Below are 14971 nucleotides of genomic sequence, written 5' to 3'. Positions count from 1 at the left end.
GTCAGGACCGGGAACGCGATGAGCACCAGGACGCTGGTGAGCAGCGTGTTCCAGGTGAAGATCGGCATGCGGAACATCGTCATGCCGGGCGGACGCCGCCGGTCCCGCGACGAGGAGCCGGACGACCGCCCCTGGTACAAGCGCTTCTTCGCCAAGGCGTGGAAGCCCGCGCTCGCGGCCTTCGGCCTGATGGTCATCGGCGGCGTGGGCGCCTTCGCGGTCCTGTACGCCCAGGCCCCCGACAGGGACGAGCTCGAGACCAAGGCCGAGAACACGATGTCGGCCACCCAGATCATGTGGGCGCCCCAGGGGGACGAGAACCCCGAGGTCGCGGTCACCACGGGCGAGGTCCGGCGCGTCGAGGTCAACTACGAGGACATCCCGCCCGAGGTGATCGACGGCGTGCTCGCCGCCGAGCAGCGCACCTTCTTCCAGGACCCCGGCATCAGCATCAGCGGCATCGGGCGAGCCATCCTCTCCCGCGGCGAGGCCGGCGGCGGCTCCACCATTACCCAGCAGATGGCCCGCAACTACTACAGCGACCTCGAGCAGGACGACCGCATCGTCCGCAAGATCCGCGAGATCTTCATCGCCATCAAGCTCGGCCAGCAGATGGAGCACGAGGAGATCCTCGAGGCCTACCTCAACACGATCTACTTCGGCCGCGGCGCCTCGGGCATCGAGATGGCCTCCCAGGCCTACTTCGACAAGAGCGTGTCGGAGCTGAACTCGGAGGAGGGCGCCTTCCTGGGCGTCATCATCCAGATGCCCAGCAACTTCGAGGCCAACGAGATGGGCGACTGGACCACGACGTACCTCAACGAGGAGCGCTGGCCCTACATCCAGGAGCAGCTCGCCCTCATGCACGAGGAGGGCAGCGGCCGCGGCCTGCCGCGCGAGGAGGCCGAGGCACTGGAGATCCCCGAGCGGATCCCCTACGACCCCACCGCCGAGGCCGACGTCGACCCCAAGTTCGGCTACGTGCGCAACGCGGTCATCCAGGAGATCACCGAGCGCTACGCGGGCTCGGGCATCACCGACGCGACGATCGCCACCCAGGGCCTGGTCGTCGAGACCTCCCTCGACCCCGCGCTCATGGACGCCGCGACCGGCGCCTTCGACGTCCTCCCCGGCACCCCCGACGACACCATGAAGGGCCTCACGGCGGTCGACCCCGCCACGGGCGAGATCCTCGCCTTCCACGGCGGCCCGGCCGTGTCCGAGGTCGTCAACAACTCGCTGCAGCACCGCACGCAGGCCGGATCCTCCTACAAGCCCTACGTGCTCGCCACCGCGCTCAGCAACGACATCAGCCTCCGGAGCATGTTCGACGGCGACTCGCCGCAGAACTTCCCGGGGCTGCAGAGCCCGGTGCAGAACGCGGGGGGCACCAGCTACGGGCCCGTCGACCTCGTCCGGGCCACGGCGGACTCGGTCAACACCCCCTTCGTGGAGCTGACGTCCCGGCTCGGCGCCGCGGTGGTGGACGAGACCGCGGTCGCGGCCGGGGTGGACGAGGACCAGATCACGACCTCCACCCAGGGCCCGCTGGTCGCGCTCGGCACCCACCAGGTGACCGCCCTCGACCAGGCGTCCGCCTACGCCACCTTCGCCGCGGGCGGCGTCCACCGGCCGGCGCACATGGTCACCGAGCTGAGGATGGCCGACGGCACGGTCGTCGCGCCCGACGACGCGGACGAGATCGAGCAGGGCACCCAGGTGGTCTCCACCGAGGTCGCCGCCGACGTCACCTACGCCATGACCCAGGTGGTCGAGGCGGGCGGTGGCAGCAGCGCGGCGCTCCCCGACGGGCGCCCGGTCGCCGGCAAGACCGGTACCTCCAGCGGGGCGGTCTCCGCGTGGTTCGTGGGCTACACGCCGCAGCTCGTCGCGGCGGTCGGACTCAGCCGGGCGGACGCCAACCTCTCGCTGGAGTTCGAGGGCCAGCCCGAGAACGAGATCTTCGGTGGCACCACCTCGGCCAACGTGTGGAAGGAGTTCATGACGACGGCCGTGGAGGGCATGCCCGTCGAGCAGTTCCCGCCGCCCGCCTACGTCGGCGCGGACCAGAGCTTCCTGCCCACGCCGAGCCCGAGCGAGGAGCCCACCGAGGAGGAGAGCGAGGAGCCCTCCGACGAGCCCTCCGACTTCCCGGAGTGCGACCCCGCGGCCATCGACCCGGAGAACCCCAACTGCGAGGGCGTCGAGTCCCCGCCGGAGTGCGACCAGTTCGACTGGGAGTGCCAGAACGGGGGGAACCCCGAGGTCCCCGAGGAGTGCACCGGTCCGAACCCGCCCTCCTGGTGCGAGGAGCAGACCACGCCGGGCGAGCCCGGCGACGACGCGAGCGATGACGACGGCGGCCTGGGCTGGCCCCGGAGCAGCTCCAACGAGAACAACAGGATGATCGTCCTCGGCCGGGACGAGTGACCCCCCTCCCGCCACGGCGGGAGGCCTGACGGAGGGGGCCGGTGCGCGGAGGTTCCGCGTGCCGGCCCCCTCGCTTGTCCGGCCGTCCACAGCCATCACCGGTGGTACGCGGCGACTGGTAACCTTGGGGGCTGTATGGCTCAGAGTCCGTGCGAGGCCCGCCGACCCCGGCGCGGAACAGCTCGCGGACTCCTGCCCTCCTGCCATGGAGATTCCATGGCCGCAACAGTCCAGAGGAGGAACGTACGCCTATGCGTCGTTACGAAATCATGGTCATCCTCGACCCGAACCTCGACGAGCGCACCGTCGCCCCGTCGCTGGAGAACTTCCTGGGCGTCGTGCGCAACGACGGCGGCTCGGTCGAGAAGGTCGACATCTGGGGCAAGCGCCGTCTCGCCTACGACATCGACAAGAACCCCGAGGGCATCTACGCGGTCATCGACCTGACGGCCACGCCCGCCACGGTCAAGGAGCTCGACCGCCAGCTCGGCCTCGCCGAGGCCGTGCTCCGCACCAAGGTCCTCCGGCCCGAGGTCCACTAGGACGGCCCTGCCCGTACCCCTCACCCCCTTCCGTCCGCCCCGGTTCTGTCAGTACCGGCGCGGATGATCGGGGGAGCAGGCGAAACCGCCTGAACCGACTACCTCGAACCGGAGCCCATCCATGGCAGGCGAAACCCAGATCACGCTCGTCGGCAACCTCGTCGACGACCCTGAGCTGCGCTTCACGCCCAGTGGAGCCGCGGTCGCCAACTTCCGTGTGGCCTCGACGCCCCGCACCTTCGACAAGCAGTCGGGGGAGTGGAAGGACGGCGAGTCCATGTTCCTCACCTGCACTGTCTGGCGGCAGTACGCGGAGAACGTGGCAGAGAGCCTTCAGCGGGGCATGCGCGTCATCGTGCAGGGCCGGCTGAAGCAGCGCTCGTACGAGACCCAGCAGGGTGAGAAGCGGACCGTCTTCGAGATCGACGTCGAGGAGGTCGGCCCGGCTCTGCGCAGCGCCACCGCGAAGGTGACCAAGACGCAGCGCCAGGGTGGCGGCGGCTTCGGCGGCGGCAACGGCGGCGGAGGCGGTTTCGGCGGCGGCCAGCCCCAGCAGGGTGGCGGCGGCTACGGGAACCAGGGCGGCGGCTTCGGCGGGGCGCAGGGCGGCGGAGGCCGCAGCGGCCCCCCGGCCGACGACCCGTGGGCGACCAACGGTGGCGGCGGTGGCGGCGGGTTCGGTGGCGGCGGCGGAGGCTTCTCCGACGAGCCCCCGTTCTAGCGCTCCACCCCGCACCACGCAGCACACGGCCCGGTGCCCCAGGGCACCGAGTCACCTTTCCATCCACAGACCATCCCCGGGAGGACCCCGGGGCTCTTGCGAAGGAGCACCACGATGGCGAAGCCGGCAGCGCGCAAGCCCAAGAAGAAGGTTTGCCTCTTCTGCCAGGAGAAGCAGTCCTACATCGACTACAAGGACACCACGCTTCTCCGCAAGTTCATCTCCGAGCGCGGCAAGATCCGTGCCCGCCGCGTCACGGGCAACTGCACCCAGCACCAGCGCGACGTCGCGACCGCGATCAAGAACGCGCGCGAGGTGGCCCTGCTGCCCTACACCAGCACCGCTCGCTAGCGGCGATATCCGAGGGAGGTTTTTGTCGTGAAGCTGATTTTGACCCACGAGGTCAACGGTCTCGGAGCCCCCGGCGACGTCGTCGAGGTGAAGAACGGTTACGGTCGCAACTACCTGCTGCCCCGCGGGTTCGCCATCCGGTGGACACGCGGCGGTCAGAAGCAGATCGACCTGATCCAGCGCGCGCGCTCCGCGCGTGACATCCGCACCCTGGACGAGGCCAGGCAGGTCGCCGGCCAGGTCGGTGCGCTCACCGTGCGCCTCAAGCAGCGCGCCGGCGAGGGCGGTCGTCTGTTCGGTTCGGTCACGCCCGCGGACATCGTCGACGCCGTCAAGGCGACCGGCGGTCCCGAGCTGGACAAGCGCCGGATCGAGGTCAAGACCCCGATCAAGTCGGTCGGAAGCCACAAGGTCCAGGTCCGCCTGCACCCCGAGGTCTCCGCGACGATCAAGCTGGACGTCGTCGGCGCCTGATCCCAGGCACCGGACGCGTCAGGGCCCCGCCTCTCCTCGGAGAGGCGGGGCCCGCTTCGTGTCGGGACGTGTCCCGGCGGGTCGGTCGTGCTCTCGCGGGGTGGGGCTTTCCTGACACGCCTCATTACCAAAAGCAACCCTTTGACTACTCTTTGTAACCTATCGTGTTGTCTGTGTTGGTGTCGCACGTCGCGGCGCCCCGCACGGAGAGGACGACGACCGATGGCCGTAGAGAGAACGACCGATCCGGACCGACACCCGCAGGTGGACCGCAGGACGATCCTGCGCGGGACCGCCCTCGCCGCAGGGGGCGTGCTCCTCGGCGGGATGATGGGCATCTCGACGGCGGGGCAGGCCTCCGCCGCCGCGATGCCCAAGGTGTACACGCGCGCCGACTGGCAGGCCAGGGCGCCCAGGAACAAGATCGACCTGGTGTCCAAGGGGCCGACCCACATCGTCGTGCACCACACCGCCACGGGCAACGTGTCCGACACCTCGACACAGCACGCCGCCGCGCTGTCCCGGTCCATCCAGCGCTACCACATGGACAGCAACGGGTGGAGCGACACCGGCCAGCAGCTCACCATCAGCCGGGGCGGGCACATCATGGAGGGCAGGGACCTGTCCCTCAAGGCGATCCGCGACGGCAAGCACGTGGTCGGCGCGCACACCGCCAACCACAACTCCCACACCATCGGGATCGAGAACGAGGGCACGTACACCTCGCAGACCCCGACCCAGGCGCTCATGGGGTCGCTGGTCGACACCTGTGCGTGGCTGTGCCTGGTCTATCAGCTGGACCCGTCGGAGGCCATCGTCGGCCACCGGGACTACAACGCCACGAGCTGCCCGGGGGACCAGCTCTACTCGATGCTCCCGCAGCTGCGCAAGGACGTGACGAGCAGGATGCGCGAACAGCTCAGCCACCTGAGCCGGGTCGCCGGAACCGAGCTGACCCTGGAGCAGCTGCCGACCTACCCGAGGGTTCCGCAGGCCGAACGGGCCGTGCCGTTCTACCACGGCCCGGCGGTCGGCGACCTCGACGCGTCCCCGTGACCCGAGGGACCTGACACGATGCCCGCCGGAGAGCCGCCCCGACCCCCCGGGGCGGCTCCTTCGCGTCCCGGCGGGCCCGCACCGCCGCGCGGGAGCTGCGGCGGGCCGGCAGCGGCCGGGGGCACGTCCGGCGGGCGGCGCGGGCGCCGGGCCGGTACGCACAGGGGAAGGCAAGCGGCCCGCTGCCGTGCGCGGTGTCGACCCGTCCGCCTATCGTCTTCCCGCCAGGTCGACAAGCGGAGGAGGGGACATGTCCACAGGTCGACACGGCGGAGCGACTTGTCCACAGGTCGACATGTCCGCCCTGGACGGGGCCCGACGGTCCGTGGTCCCCTGGTTCACAAGGGGGAGCCCGCGGCTCGCCACCATGAGGCGTGCCTCCACGGGGCCCGGGCGCGACGCTCCCGCTTCCCCCTCCGGCGAGCGGCCCCCACGCACCCGCCCGGCGACGGGAGCACGACGGGGCCGGGGACCGGCGCGGACCTCCAGGCGCCCGCCCGTGCGGCGGCGCCCCCTGTCAGGGCCTCGTCGCCCCGGTGACCAGCCAGGCGGTCCCCCGCGCACGGGCGCCCAGGGTGACGGCGCGCGCCAGGATCCACACCGTGAACGCGATCCACAGCCCCACCAGGCCCCACAGCGAGTCCTCCGCCAAGCGGGGGATCACCAGGGCGCACGGCAGGAACGCCGCCATCGTCCACAGCGACGCCCACGCCAGGTAGCGCTGGTCGCCCGCCCCCATCAGCACCCCGTCCAGGACCATGGTCACGCCGCTCAGCGGCTGCATGAGGGCGACCACCACCAGCGTGGCCATGATGAGGGCCCGCACCTCGGCATCGGACGTGAAGGGGACCGGGGCCCACGGAAGCACCAGGAACACCAGGACCATGAACACCGCACCCAGCATCACGCCCCACTCCACCATGCGGCGGGTGGCCTCCTTCGTGCCCCGCACGTCCCCCGCGCCCAGGTACCGGCCCACGATGGACTGGCCGGCGATCGCGATCGCGTCCATGGCGAACACCAGCAGGGCCCAGATGTTGTAGCTCACCTGGTGCGCGGCGATCGACTCGTCGCCCAGGCGCGCCGCCACCGCGGTGGTCACCAGCGCGACCACCCGCATCGACACGCTGCGCAGGAACAGGGCGAACCCCGCGGAGGCCGAGGCCCGCAGCCCCGCCGCGGTCGGGGCGAGGGAGACCCCCGCACGCCGCGCGGAACGGGAGATCGCCGCCACGTACCAGAACGCCCCCGCGCCCTGCGCGATCACCGTCGACCACGCCGAACCCGCGATGCCCCAGTCCATGACCAGCACGAACACCACGCACAGCACCGCGTTGCCGGCGTAGGAGGCCACCGCGACCAGCAGCGGGGTGCGTGCGTCCTGGAGCCCCCGGAGCACACCGGTGCCCGCCATGACGATCAGCAGGAACGGCGTGCTGAGCAGGCTGATCCTCAGATAGGTCAGCGCGTAGGGCGCGATCTCGGGCGAGGCGCCCAGCAGGTCCACCATCAGCGGCCCCAGCGGCCAGCCGATCGCGATGGCCGCGACCCCCAGCAGGACGGCGAGCCACAGGCCGTCCACACCGTCGCGGATACCGCCCGCGACGTCGCCGGCGCCGAACCGGCGGGAGACCGCCGCCGTGGTGCCGTACGCCAGGAAGACGCAGACGGCCACCAGGGTCAGGAGGACCTGCCCGGCCACGCCCAGCCCTCCCAGGGCCTGGGTGCCCAGGGTGCCGACGACCGCCGCGTCGGTGAGCAGGAACAGGGGTTCGCTGATGAGGGCGAAGAACGTGGGGACCGCCAGGGCGAAGATCTCGCGGTCGTGGCGGTGCCGGAAGGGGGCGGCCGAGAGCAGTTTTGGCATGACCAGGCCACAGTATCGGACAGGCGTTCTAGTCGGGTGTGGAGTTGTCCACACCCGCCCGGATGCCTGTGGATAACCTGTGGAAACACTCCCTGTGAGGCATCTTGCACGGCCCGCCTACGCACAGTGTTTTTGCAGATCAAAGCCTATATGCGAGGGTCATGGCAAAGTTATCCACAGGTGATGTGCACAACCTGTGCCCGCCATGCCCCGCGCGGGGCGGGACATGGTGGTAATGGCTCCGTCCACAGGTCCCGTCCGCGGCGCCCCCAGCGGTCGCGATGGGGCATCCTGGAGGGGTCGGCCCGTTCGGGCCGGCGGAGTACGGTCCTGGGGAGAGCGTTCGTGAGTGTCGCTGAGCAGCCACCTGAAGAAGGCGGATACGAGCGCACCCCACCCCACGACATCCAGGCCGAACAGAGCGTGCTCGGCGGCATGCTCCTCTCCAAGGACGCCATCACCCAGGTCGTCGAGATCATCCGCTCCGCGGACTTCTACCGCCCCGCGCACCAGATCATCTACGACAGCGTCGTCGACCTCTTCTCCCGCGGCGAGCCGGTCGACGCCATCTCCGTCAACGCCGAGCTCACCAAGCGCGGCGAGGCCACCCGCGTCGGCGGCGCCCTCTACCTCCACACCCTCACCGAGGCCATCCCGACCGCCGCGAACGCCGGCTACTACGCCAAGATCGTCTCCGACCGGGCGGTCCTGCGCCGCCTCGTCGAGGTCGGCACCCGTATCGCCCAGATCGGCTACGCCGGCGACGGCGAGGTGGACGACCTCGTCGACCACGCCCAGGCGGAGATCTACAAGGTCGCCGAGAAGCGGACCGGCGAGGACTACGTGGTCCTCGCCGACATCATGCCCGGCGCCCTCGACGAGATCGAGGCGATCGGGGCTCGCGACGGCACCCTGACCGGCGTGCCCACCGGCTTCGCCGACTTCGACGCCCTCACCAACGGCCTCCACCCCGGCCAGATGATCATCATCGCCGCCAGGCCGGCCGTTGGTAAATCGACCCTGGCCCTGGATTTCGCGCGCGCGGCGTCGATCAAGAACGACATGGCCTCGGTCTTCTTCAGCCTGGAGATGGGCCGGAACGAGATCGTCATGCGCCTGCTGTCGGCGGAGGCCCGGGTACCCCTGCACACGATGCGCTCCGGCCTGATGACCGACGAGGACTGGGCCAGGCTGGCCAGGCGCATGGGCGAGGTGGCCAACGCGCCCCTCTTCATCGACGACTCGCCGAACATGTCGATGATGGAGATCCGGGCCAAGTGCCGCAGGCTCAAACAGCAGCACGACCTCAAGCTGGTCATCGTCGACTACCTCCAGCTGATGAGTTCGCCGGGGCGCGTGGAGAGTCGCCAGCAGGAGGTCTCGGAGATGTCCCGGTCCCTCAAGCTTCTGGCCAAGGAGCTCGAGGTCCCCGTCGTGGCGCTCTCCCAGCTGAACCGTGGCCCCGAACAGCGCACCGACAAGCGTCCGCAGGTCTCTGACCTGCGCGAATCTGGCTGCCTCGTCGCTGAATCGCGTGTGATGCGAGCCGACACCGGTGCCGAGGTGACCATGGGGGAGCTCTACCTGAGCGGCGAACGCGACATTCCGGTGTGGTCGCTCGACGAGCGGCTGCGCATGGTGCCCAGGACGATGACCCATGTCTTCTCCAGCGGGGTCAAGGATGTGTTCCGGTTGAGGCTGGCCTCCGGCAGGGAGGTCGTCGCCTCCGGCAACCACCCCTTCCTCAACCTCGACGGATGGGCCGCCCTGGAGAACCTCGTGGTGGGAGAGAAGGTCGCGGTGGCTCGAAGCGTTCCCGAGCCGGGCCGGACGACCGAGTGGCCCGAGGCCGAGGTCATCATGCTCGCCCACCTCATCGGGGACGGTTCGTTCGTCCGTCGCCAGCCGATTCGCTACGCCAATACCGACGAGGCGAACCTGGCAGTGGTGGAGGAGGCCGCCCGGCACTTCGGCATCACGGCGGTACGGGACGAGTATGCCTCCGCGCGGACGACGACACTCCGGCTCCCTGCTCCCTTCCGGCTGACGCACGGAAAGCGGAACCCCATCGCCGCGTGGCTGGACGGCTTGGGGTTGTTCGGCCTGCGCAGCCACGAGAAGTTCCTTCCGGAGGGGGTGTACTCCCTCTCCGATCGCCAGATCGGCCTGTTCCTCCGGCACCTGTGGGCGACGGACGGCAGCGCGCACTGGAACCAGAAGGGCGGCCGGGCCCGCATCTACTACTCGACCACGAGCCGCCGCCTCGTCGACGGCATCGCTGTACTGCTCGCCAGGCTCGGCATCATGACGCGGATCAAGAAGGTGCGTAAGAGCGGCTACCGGGTCTGCTACAACCTTGACGTCTATGGGATGGACAACCAGCGTCGCTTCGCTGAGGTCGTCGGATGCCACGGCGCTCGGTCTGCGCGGCTCGCAGAGTGCGTGGCCGGTATGGAGGGCCGACGGAGCAACACCAACCTGGACACGATCCCCGTGCAGGTGTGGGACAGGGTGCGGACGACCATCGGCGCCAAGGGCATCACGCACAGGCAGTTCTCCACCGCCATGGAGACGGAGTTCTGCGGCAGTGCGATGTGGAAGTCCGCCCCCAGCCGGACGCGGCTGTCCAAGGTGGCCGCCGTACTCGACGACGGCGACCTGGAACTCCTGGCCACGAACGACGTTTTCTGGGACGAGGTCGTGGAGATCGAACCCCTGGGAGAACGAGAGGTGTTCGACGCCACTGTGGAGGGCACCCACAACTTCGTCGCGAACGGCATCAGCGTCCACAACTCCATCGAGCAGGATGCGGACATGGTCATCCTGCTCTACCGCGAGGACGTGCACGACAAGGAGTCGCCGCGGGCGGGCGAGGCCGACATCATCGTGGCCAAGCACCGCAACGGCCCCACGGCGGACGTGACCGTGGCCTTCCAGGGCCACTACAGCCGGTTCGTCGACATGGCGCCCGGATAGGCCGTCGCGTCCACGGCCGCGTCCACGCCGTCCAGGTCGGGTGAGCCCAGGCTGTCGTGCACCAGGTGCACGGCGGCCCCGGTGATCCCGCAGAACTCGGAGATCCCCACGCGCAGCTGGATGTCCAGTGACGTGTCGAAGCCGTGCGCCGCGAAATGGCCCCGGGAGCCTCCGGCCAGGCCGATCCACAGCATCCGCCGCCCTTCCAGGGTGGAGGGCTCGTAGGCGAACCCCCGGTTCCACACGCGGTCGACCCAGCCCTTGGCCATCGCCGGCAGGCCGAACCACCAGACGGGGAACACCACCACGACCAGGTCGGCGGCGGTCACGCGGCCCATGTGCGCGCGGACCTCGGCGGAGTACTCCTTGGCGGGGTCCGCCCAGTCGGGTTCGTCCTCGGGGCGCAGGGCCGGGTCGAACCCCTCCCGGTACAGGTCGAGGACGTCGACGGTGTATCCGGCGGAGGCGAGGCGGTCGCGGACCCGGAGCGCGGTGGAGGCGGTCAGCGAGGCGGTGCGGGGGTGTGCGGAGACGACGAGGGCGTGCATGGACGGGGACTCCCTTCGGGAGGGGCGGTCGGGGTGTCAGAGGCGGACGAGCATCTTGCCGGTGTTGGCGCCCTGCAGGACGCCGCGCAGTGCCTCGGGCGCGCGGTCCAGGCCCTCGTAGACGGTCTCCCGGGTGCGCAGCGAGCCGTCCAGCAGCCACGGCACGGCCTTGCCGAGGAACTCGGGGAAGCGGTCCAGGTGGTGGCCGACGATCATGCCGCGCAGCGACAGCTCCTTGGTGGCGGCCCGGTACAGGTCGGGGCCCGGGGCGGGCTCGGCGTCGTTGTAACCGCTGACCGCGCCGACCAGGGCCACCCGGCCGCGCTGGTTCATGGCCTCGAGGGCGGCCCGGAGGTGGTCCCCGCCGACGCTGTCCAGGTAGACGTCGATCCCCTCGGGGGCGGCCGCGGCCAGGCGGCCGGGGAGGTCGCCGAGGCGGTGGTCGACGGCGGCGTCGTAGCCGAACTCCTCCATCAGGAGCGCGGTCTTGGCCGGTCCTCCAGCCGAACCGATGACGCGGCCGGCGCCCAGTCGGCGGGCGATCTGTCCGGCGACGCTGCCGACGGCTCCGGCCGCCGCGGAGACGTAGACGGTGTCGCCCTCGCGGACCGGGGCGATGTCGGTGAGAGCCAGGTACGCGGTCAGCCCGGTGGTGCCGAGCGGACCCAGGTAGGTGCTGGCGGGCAGCCGGGACGTGTCCACGACCACGGCGCCGGCGGCGTCGACCACGGAGTGCTCGCGCCAGCCCAGGAAGTGGGAGACGGTCGCGCCGACCGGGACGTCGGCGGAGCGGGAGGCGACCACCTCGCCGACCGCGCTGCCCTCCAGGGGCTTTCCGAGCTCGAAGGGCGGGATGTAGGAGGGCGCGTCGTCCATACGGCCGCGCATGTAGGGATCGACCGACATCCAGGTGTTGCGGACCAGGACCTGGCCCTCGGCGAGCTCGGGGAGCCGGACCTCGGTGAGGGTGAAGTGCTCGGCGCCGGGGGCGCCGGCGGGGCGGGCGGCCAGGTGGATCTCGCGGGTGCAGAAGCTCATGACGGACCTTCGTTCCGGTGGGCCGGGGGTTCCCGGCGGGCACTCCCGAAACTAGGTCCGGGCGAGGTCCTGTCCCAGGTCCTCGGACGCCACGGACCGGTCCGTACGCGCCAGCGCGCGGCGCTCGGCGCCGGGGGAGTGGCCTCTCCAGCGCCGGAACGCCTTGCGCAGCGCGCGGTCGTCGGTGAAGCCGAGCAGGGTTGCCACGGTGTCGACGGTGAGGCCCTGGGCCAGGAGGCGGCGGGCCCGCTCGTAGCGGGCGAGGTCGACCTCGGCGCGCCACGTGGTGCCGTGCTCGGAGAGTCTGCGCTGGAGGGTGCGGGCGCTCAGGGCGAGCCGGGCCGCGACCGCGTCCAGGGCGGGCGTGCCGAGGTCGAGTTCGGCGTCGAGCGCGGCGTGGAAGAGGTCGGGCCAGCCGGGGAGGGGCCGTGCGGTCGCCAGGATCATCTCGGCGTGGTGGCGCAGCAGGGCGGCGAGGCCGGGGTCGCCGCCGGGGAGCGGGGCGCGGGCGTCCCGGGCGTGGAAGGCGATGGTGTCGGCCTCCGCGCCGAACTCGACGCGGTCGGTGCCGAAGGCGCGGACCAGTGCGCCGTGGTCGGGCGGCGCGGGATGGCTGAAGGCGACGCGGGCGGGGACGAGGTCGCGGCCGGTGGCCTCTCGGGATCTTCGCAGGTAGTAGGCGAGCACGTACTCGTGGACGGCGGCGGAGGTGCGGGGGTCGCCGACGGTGGTGCGGTAGGCGACCTCCACGGTGCCGTCGGAGGATTCGTGGACCTCGAAGTGTTCCTCGGCGGCGGTGACGACCCGGTGGTAGGGGAGGCTGTCGGTGAGGGCGTCGGCCAGGGTGGCGCCGTTGACGAGGAGGTAGTCCCAGGCGGGCATGGTGCCCAGGGGTGCCGCATCGGCGACGCGCAGGCCGGCGGTGCCTTCGGGGAGGGTGTGGGCGAGCAGGTCCCAGAGGCGTCCGAGGCTGCTCAGGGGGATGCGGAGGCGGTCGTCGGCGAGGGAGCCGGTGCCGGGTATCCCCGCCACGAGGGCTTCGGGTACCCCGGCGGCCAGGGCGGTGTCCCGCACGAGCCGTACCACGTGGGTCGAGGCCGTACCGTCGAGCATGGGGCCAGCCTATGCGGGAGGGGCGGGGCCCGCCGCCCCGCGACGGGCCCCGTTTATCGGTCAGCCTCTTTGCCTATTTGTGGTCAAGCCGATTTGTCGACAAAGAGTCACGGCCGTCTCACCGGGAGTCCCCGACGATCATCCCCTCCCGCATCTCCAGGTGGCGGCCGGCGAACCTCCCGCGCATCGTCCGGTCGTGTGTCACGATCACCAGAGCCCCGGTGAAGTGCGACAACGCCTCCTCCAGCTCTTCCACGAGACCGGGGGAGAGGTGGTTGGTCGGCTCGTCCAGCAGCAGGAGGTCGTGGACCCCCGACGCCAGTCGGGCCACCTCGATCCGGCGGCGCTGCCCGACCGAGAGCGACGCCACCGCCTGGTCCATCTCCTTGGGGCGGAACAGTCCGAGCGAGGCCAGTTCCTCCCGGTGCTCCTCGGCGGGGCCGTGGCGGCCGGACGCGTACGCCTGGAGCACGGTCCGCCGGGAGGGGGACACGCCGTCCTCCTGCCTCAGGAAGCCGACCCTCGCCGGGACGGAGACCCGCCCCGGGCCGGGGGCCAGCTCTCCGGCGAGGACCCGGAGCAGGGTCGACTTCCCCGCCCCGTTGGGGCCGGTGACCAGGACGCGCTCACCCGGTGCCAGCTCCAGTGCGGGGACGTCGAGCCGGTGGTCGACCCGCACCCGCTCCAGTTCGGCGACCGGCGCCGGGCCGGGCTCCCCTTGCGGGGCCCCGGTGAACTCGGCGGTCATGCGGAGCGGGACCGGAGGCGGCGCCACCGGGTCCGAGGCCAGCCTCTCCAGCCTCTCCTTGGCGTTGCGGATACGGCTCATGGAGCCGTGCGCCCGACTGCGCATCCTGAACCCGCCGTGCCCGAACGCGGCCTTGTCCACCTTGCGCGGGATGGCCCGGAGCGCGGCGACGCCGTTGTCCGCCAGCGTCCTCTGCCTGGCCAGGTCGGCCCTCCAGTCCTGGTACTCCCGGATCCACCGGGCCCGGGCCGCCGCCTTCGCGGCCAGGAACCCGGAGTACCCGTTGCCGTACCTGTTGATCCGGTGGAGGTCGTGGTCGACCTCCAGGACGGTGTCGGTGACTCCGGCGAGGAAGGCGCGGTCGTGGGTGACGGCGACCACCGTGCCCCTGTGGTTCCGGAGCCGGTCCTCCAGCCAGGCGACCGCGCGGTCGTCCAGGTCGTTGGTGGGCTCGTCCAGGAGGAGCAGTTCGGGCGAGGCCGCCAGCATCGCGGCCAGGGCCAGACGTGAGCGCTCCCCTCCGGAGAGCGTGCGCAGCGGGCGCTCGCGGTCCAGTCCGGGAAGGCCCAGGCCGTGGAGCCCGGCGTCGACGCGCGCGTCGGCGTCGTAGCCGCCCCGTGTCTCGAACTCGGCGAGCAGGTCGCCGTAGCCGTCCATCTCCCGGGCCGTGGCGGAGCCGAGGCGGGCCTCGGCCACGCGCAGCCGCGCCTCCAGGTCCCGCAGGTCGGCGAGCGCGGAGTCGATCGCGTCCGCCACGGTGCCGGTCCGCACGCCGACCCCCTCCAGGGTCTGGGGCAGGTAGCCGATCCCGCCGGGCGCCCTGACGGTGAGGTCCCCGTTGTCGGGGCGCTCCTCGCCCGCCAGCAGGCGCAGCAGGGTGCTCTTGCCCGATCCGTTGTCCCCGATGACTCCGACGCGTTCACCCGGGCCGATGGTCAGGGTGACACGGTCGAGGACGGTGTGGTCGTCGTAGCGTTTGGTGATCTCGTCGAGGGTGAGCTGGGAGTGTGCTCGAAGTGCGGCGGTGTGCATGTGCGCGCCTCCTGGGCTGCGGTGCGGTCTGGCGGTACGGGGCCGCGGATCGCCGGAGGAGCACGCGTGCCGGCT

The 14971-nt window shown here is 71.1% G+C and carries 12 protein-coding genes; 7 read left to right on the top strand and 5 right to left on the bottom strand.

Annotated elements, in window-relative coordinates; all coding sequences use genetic code 11:
• Positions 1 to 66 precede the first annotated feature (66 nt).
• From ABZ234_RS07790 to ABZ234_RS07765, 6 genes are all read left to right on the top strand, one after another.
• On the top strand, positions 67 to 2430 hold the full coding sequence (locus ABZ234_RS07790) for a transglycosylase domain-containing protein (RefSeq protein ID WP_355011438.1): 2364 nt from the start codon (positions 67 to 69) through the stop codon (positions 2428 to 2430).
• 251 nt (positions 2431 to 2681) lie between these two features.
• Positions 2682 to 2972: a 30S ribosomal protein S6 gene (rpsF, locus tag ABZ234_RS07785; protein WP_267947333.1), complete on the top strand. Its 291-nt coding sequence runs from the start codon at positions 2682 to 2684 to the stop codon at positions 2970 to 2972.
• A gap of 121 nt (positions 2973 to 3093) precedes the next feature.
• On the top strand, positions 3094 to 3693 hold the full coding sequence (locus ABZ234_RS07780) for a single-stranded DNA-binding protein (protein ID WP_267947332.1): 600 nt from the start codon (positions 3094 to 3096) through the stop codon (positions 3691 to 3693).
• A 114-nt stretch (positions 3694 to 3807) separates the two neighbouring features.
• Positions 3808 to 4044 (top strand): 30S ribosomal protein S18, encoded by a 237-nt coding sequence (rpsR, locus tag ABZ234_RS07775; RefSeq protein ID WP_013155832.1) that lies wholly within the window; start codon positions 3808 to 3810, stop codon positions 4042 to 4044.
• 27 nt (positions 4045 to 4071) lie between these two features.
• Positions 4072 to 4518, top strand: a complete 447-nt coding sequence (rplI, locus tag ABZ234_RS07770; protein ID WP_267947331.1) for a 50S ribosomal protein L9 — start codon at positions 4072 to 4074, stop codon at positions 4516 to 4518.
• A gap of 222 nt (positions 4519 to 4740) precedes the next feature.
• The gene (locus ABZ234_RS07765; RefSeq protein ID WP_355011437.1) at positions 4741 to 5574 is read left to right on the top strand and encodes a peptidoglycan recognition family protein; all 834 of its coding nucleotides are present in this window, start codon (positions 4741 to 4743) and stop codon (positions 5572 to 5574) included.
• Positions 5575 to 6091: 517 nt separating this feature from the next.
• Here ABZ234_RS07765 and ABZ234_RS07760 read toward each other — a convergent pair.
• Complete coding sequence (locus tag ABZ234_RS07760; protein WP_267947329.1) at positions 6092 to 7441, bottom strand: MATE family efflux transporter; 1350 nt, start codon at positions 7439 to 7441, stop codon at positions 6092 to 6094.
• A 150-nt stretch (positions 7442 to 7591) separates the two neighbouring features.
• On the opposite strand from ABZ234_RS07760, the gene ABZ234_RS07755 reads away from it, so the two are divergent.
• Positions 7592 to 10417, top strand: coding sequence for a replicative DNA helicase (locus tag ABZ234_RS07755; RefSeq protein ID WP_355011436.1), 2826 nt, complete (start codon positions 7592 to 7594; stop codon positions 10415 to 10417).
• On the opposite strand, the gene ABZ234_RS07750 is transcribed toward ABZ234_RS07755, so the two are convergent.
• The 4 genes from ABZ234_RS07750 to ABZ234_RS07735 form a co-directional block, all read right to left on the bottom strand.
• On the bottom strand, positions 10384 to 10965 hold the full coding sequence (locus ABZ234_RS07750; protein WP_355011435.1) for an NAD(P)H oxidoreductase: 582 nt from the start codon (positions 10963 to 10965) through the stop codon (positions 10384 to 10386). The genes ABZ234_RS07755 and ABZ234_RS07750 overlap by 34 nt on opposite strands.
• A gap of 36 nt (positions 10966 to 11001) precedes the next feature.
• Positions 11002 to 12003 carry an NADP-dependent oxidoreductase gene (locus ABZ234_RS07745; RefSeq protein ID WP_355011434.1) on the bottom strand — a complete coding sequence of 334 codons (1002 nt, stop codon included), beginning with the start codon at positions 12001 to 12003 and terminating at the stop codon, positions 11002 to 11004.
• A gap of 51 nt (positions 12004 to 12054) precedes the next feature.
• Positions 12055 to 13116, bottom strand: a complete 1062-nt coding sequence (locus tag ABZ234_RS07740) for an AraC family transcriptional regulator ligand-binding domain-containing protein (RefSeq protein ID WP_355011433.1) — start codon at positions 13114 to 13116, stop codon at positions 12055 to 12057.
• Positions 13117 to 13234: 118 nt separating this feature from the next.
• Positions 13235 to 14896 carry a TlrC/CarA/OleB/SrmB family ABC-F type ribosomal protection protein gene (locus ABZ234_RS07735; RefSeq protein WP_355011432.1) on the bottom strand — a complete coding sequence of 554 codons (1662 nt, stop codon included), beginning with the start codon at positions 14894 to 14896 and terminating at the stop codon, positions 13235 to 13237.
• Positions 14897 to 14971: the final 75 nt, after the last annotated feature.

Source organism: Nocardiopsis sp. NPDC006198 (genome assembly GCF_040613895.1).
GTDB lineage: Bacteria > Actinomycetota > Actinomycetes > Streptosporangiales > Streptosporangiaceae > Nocardiopsis > Nocardiopsis tropica.
Note: the sequence above shows the minus strand (reverse complement) of the source record. Positions and strands in the feature narration are given on the sequence as shown.

Bases quoted from the DNA above. Each gene is read 5' to 3' on its own strand.
- ABZ234_RS07755 (WP_355011436.1), top strand. From the start codon at position 7,592: ATGCGAGGGTCATGGCAAAGTTATCCACAGGTGATGTGCACAACCTGT.
- ABZ234_RS07745 (WP_355011434.1), bottom strand. From the start codon at position 12,003: ATGAGCTTCTGCACCCGCGAGATCCACCTGGCCGCCCGCCCCGCCGGC.
- ABZ234_RS07750 (WP_355011435.1), bottom strand. From the start codon at position 10,965: ATGCACGCCCTCGTCGTCTCCGCACACCCCCGCACCGCCTCGCTGACC.
- ABZ234_RS07765 (WP_355011437.1), top strand. From the start codon at position 4,741: ATGGCCGTAGAGAGAACGACCGATCCGGACCGACACCCGCAGGTGGAC.
- rpsR (WP_013155832.1), top strand. From the start codon at position 3,808: ATGGCGAAGCCGGCAGCGCGCAAGCCCAAGAAGAAGGTTTGCCTCTTC.
- ABZ234_RS07780 (WP_267947332.1), top strand. From the start codon at position 3,094: ATGGCAGGCGAAACCCAGATCACGCTCGTCGGCAACCTCGTCGACGAC.
- ABZ234_RS07740 (WP_355011433.1), bottom strand. From the start codon at position 13,116: ATGCTCGACGGTACGGCCTCGACCCACGTGGTACGGCTCGTGCGGGAC.
- ABZ234_RS07760 (WP_267947329.1), bottom strand. From the start codon at position 7,441: ATGCCAAAACTGCTCTCGGCCGCCCCCTTCCGGCACCGCCACGACCGC.
- ABZ234_RS07790 (WP_355011438.1), top strand. From the start codon at position 67: ATGCGGAACATCGTCATGCCGGGCGGACGCCGCCGGTCCCGCGACGAG.
- rpsF (WP_267947333.1), top strand. From the start codon at position 2,682: ATGCGTCGTTACGAAATCATGGTCATCCTCGACCCGAACCTCGACGAG.
- ABZ234_RS07735 (WP_355011432.1), bottom strand. From the start codon at position 14,896: ATGCACACCGCCGCACTTCGAGCACACTCCCAGCTCACCCTCGACGAG.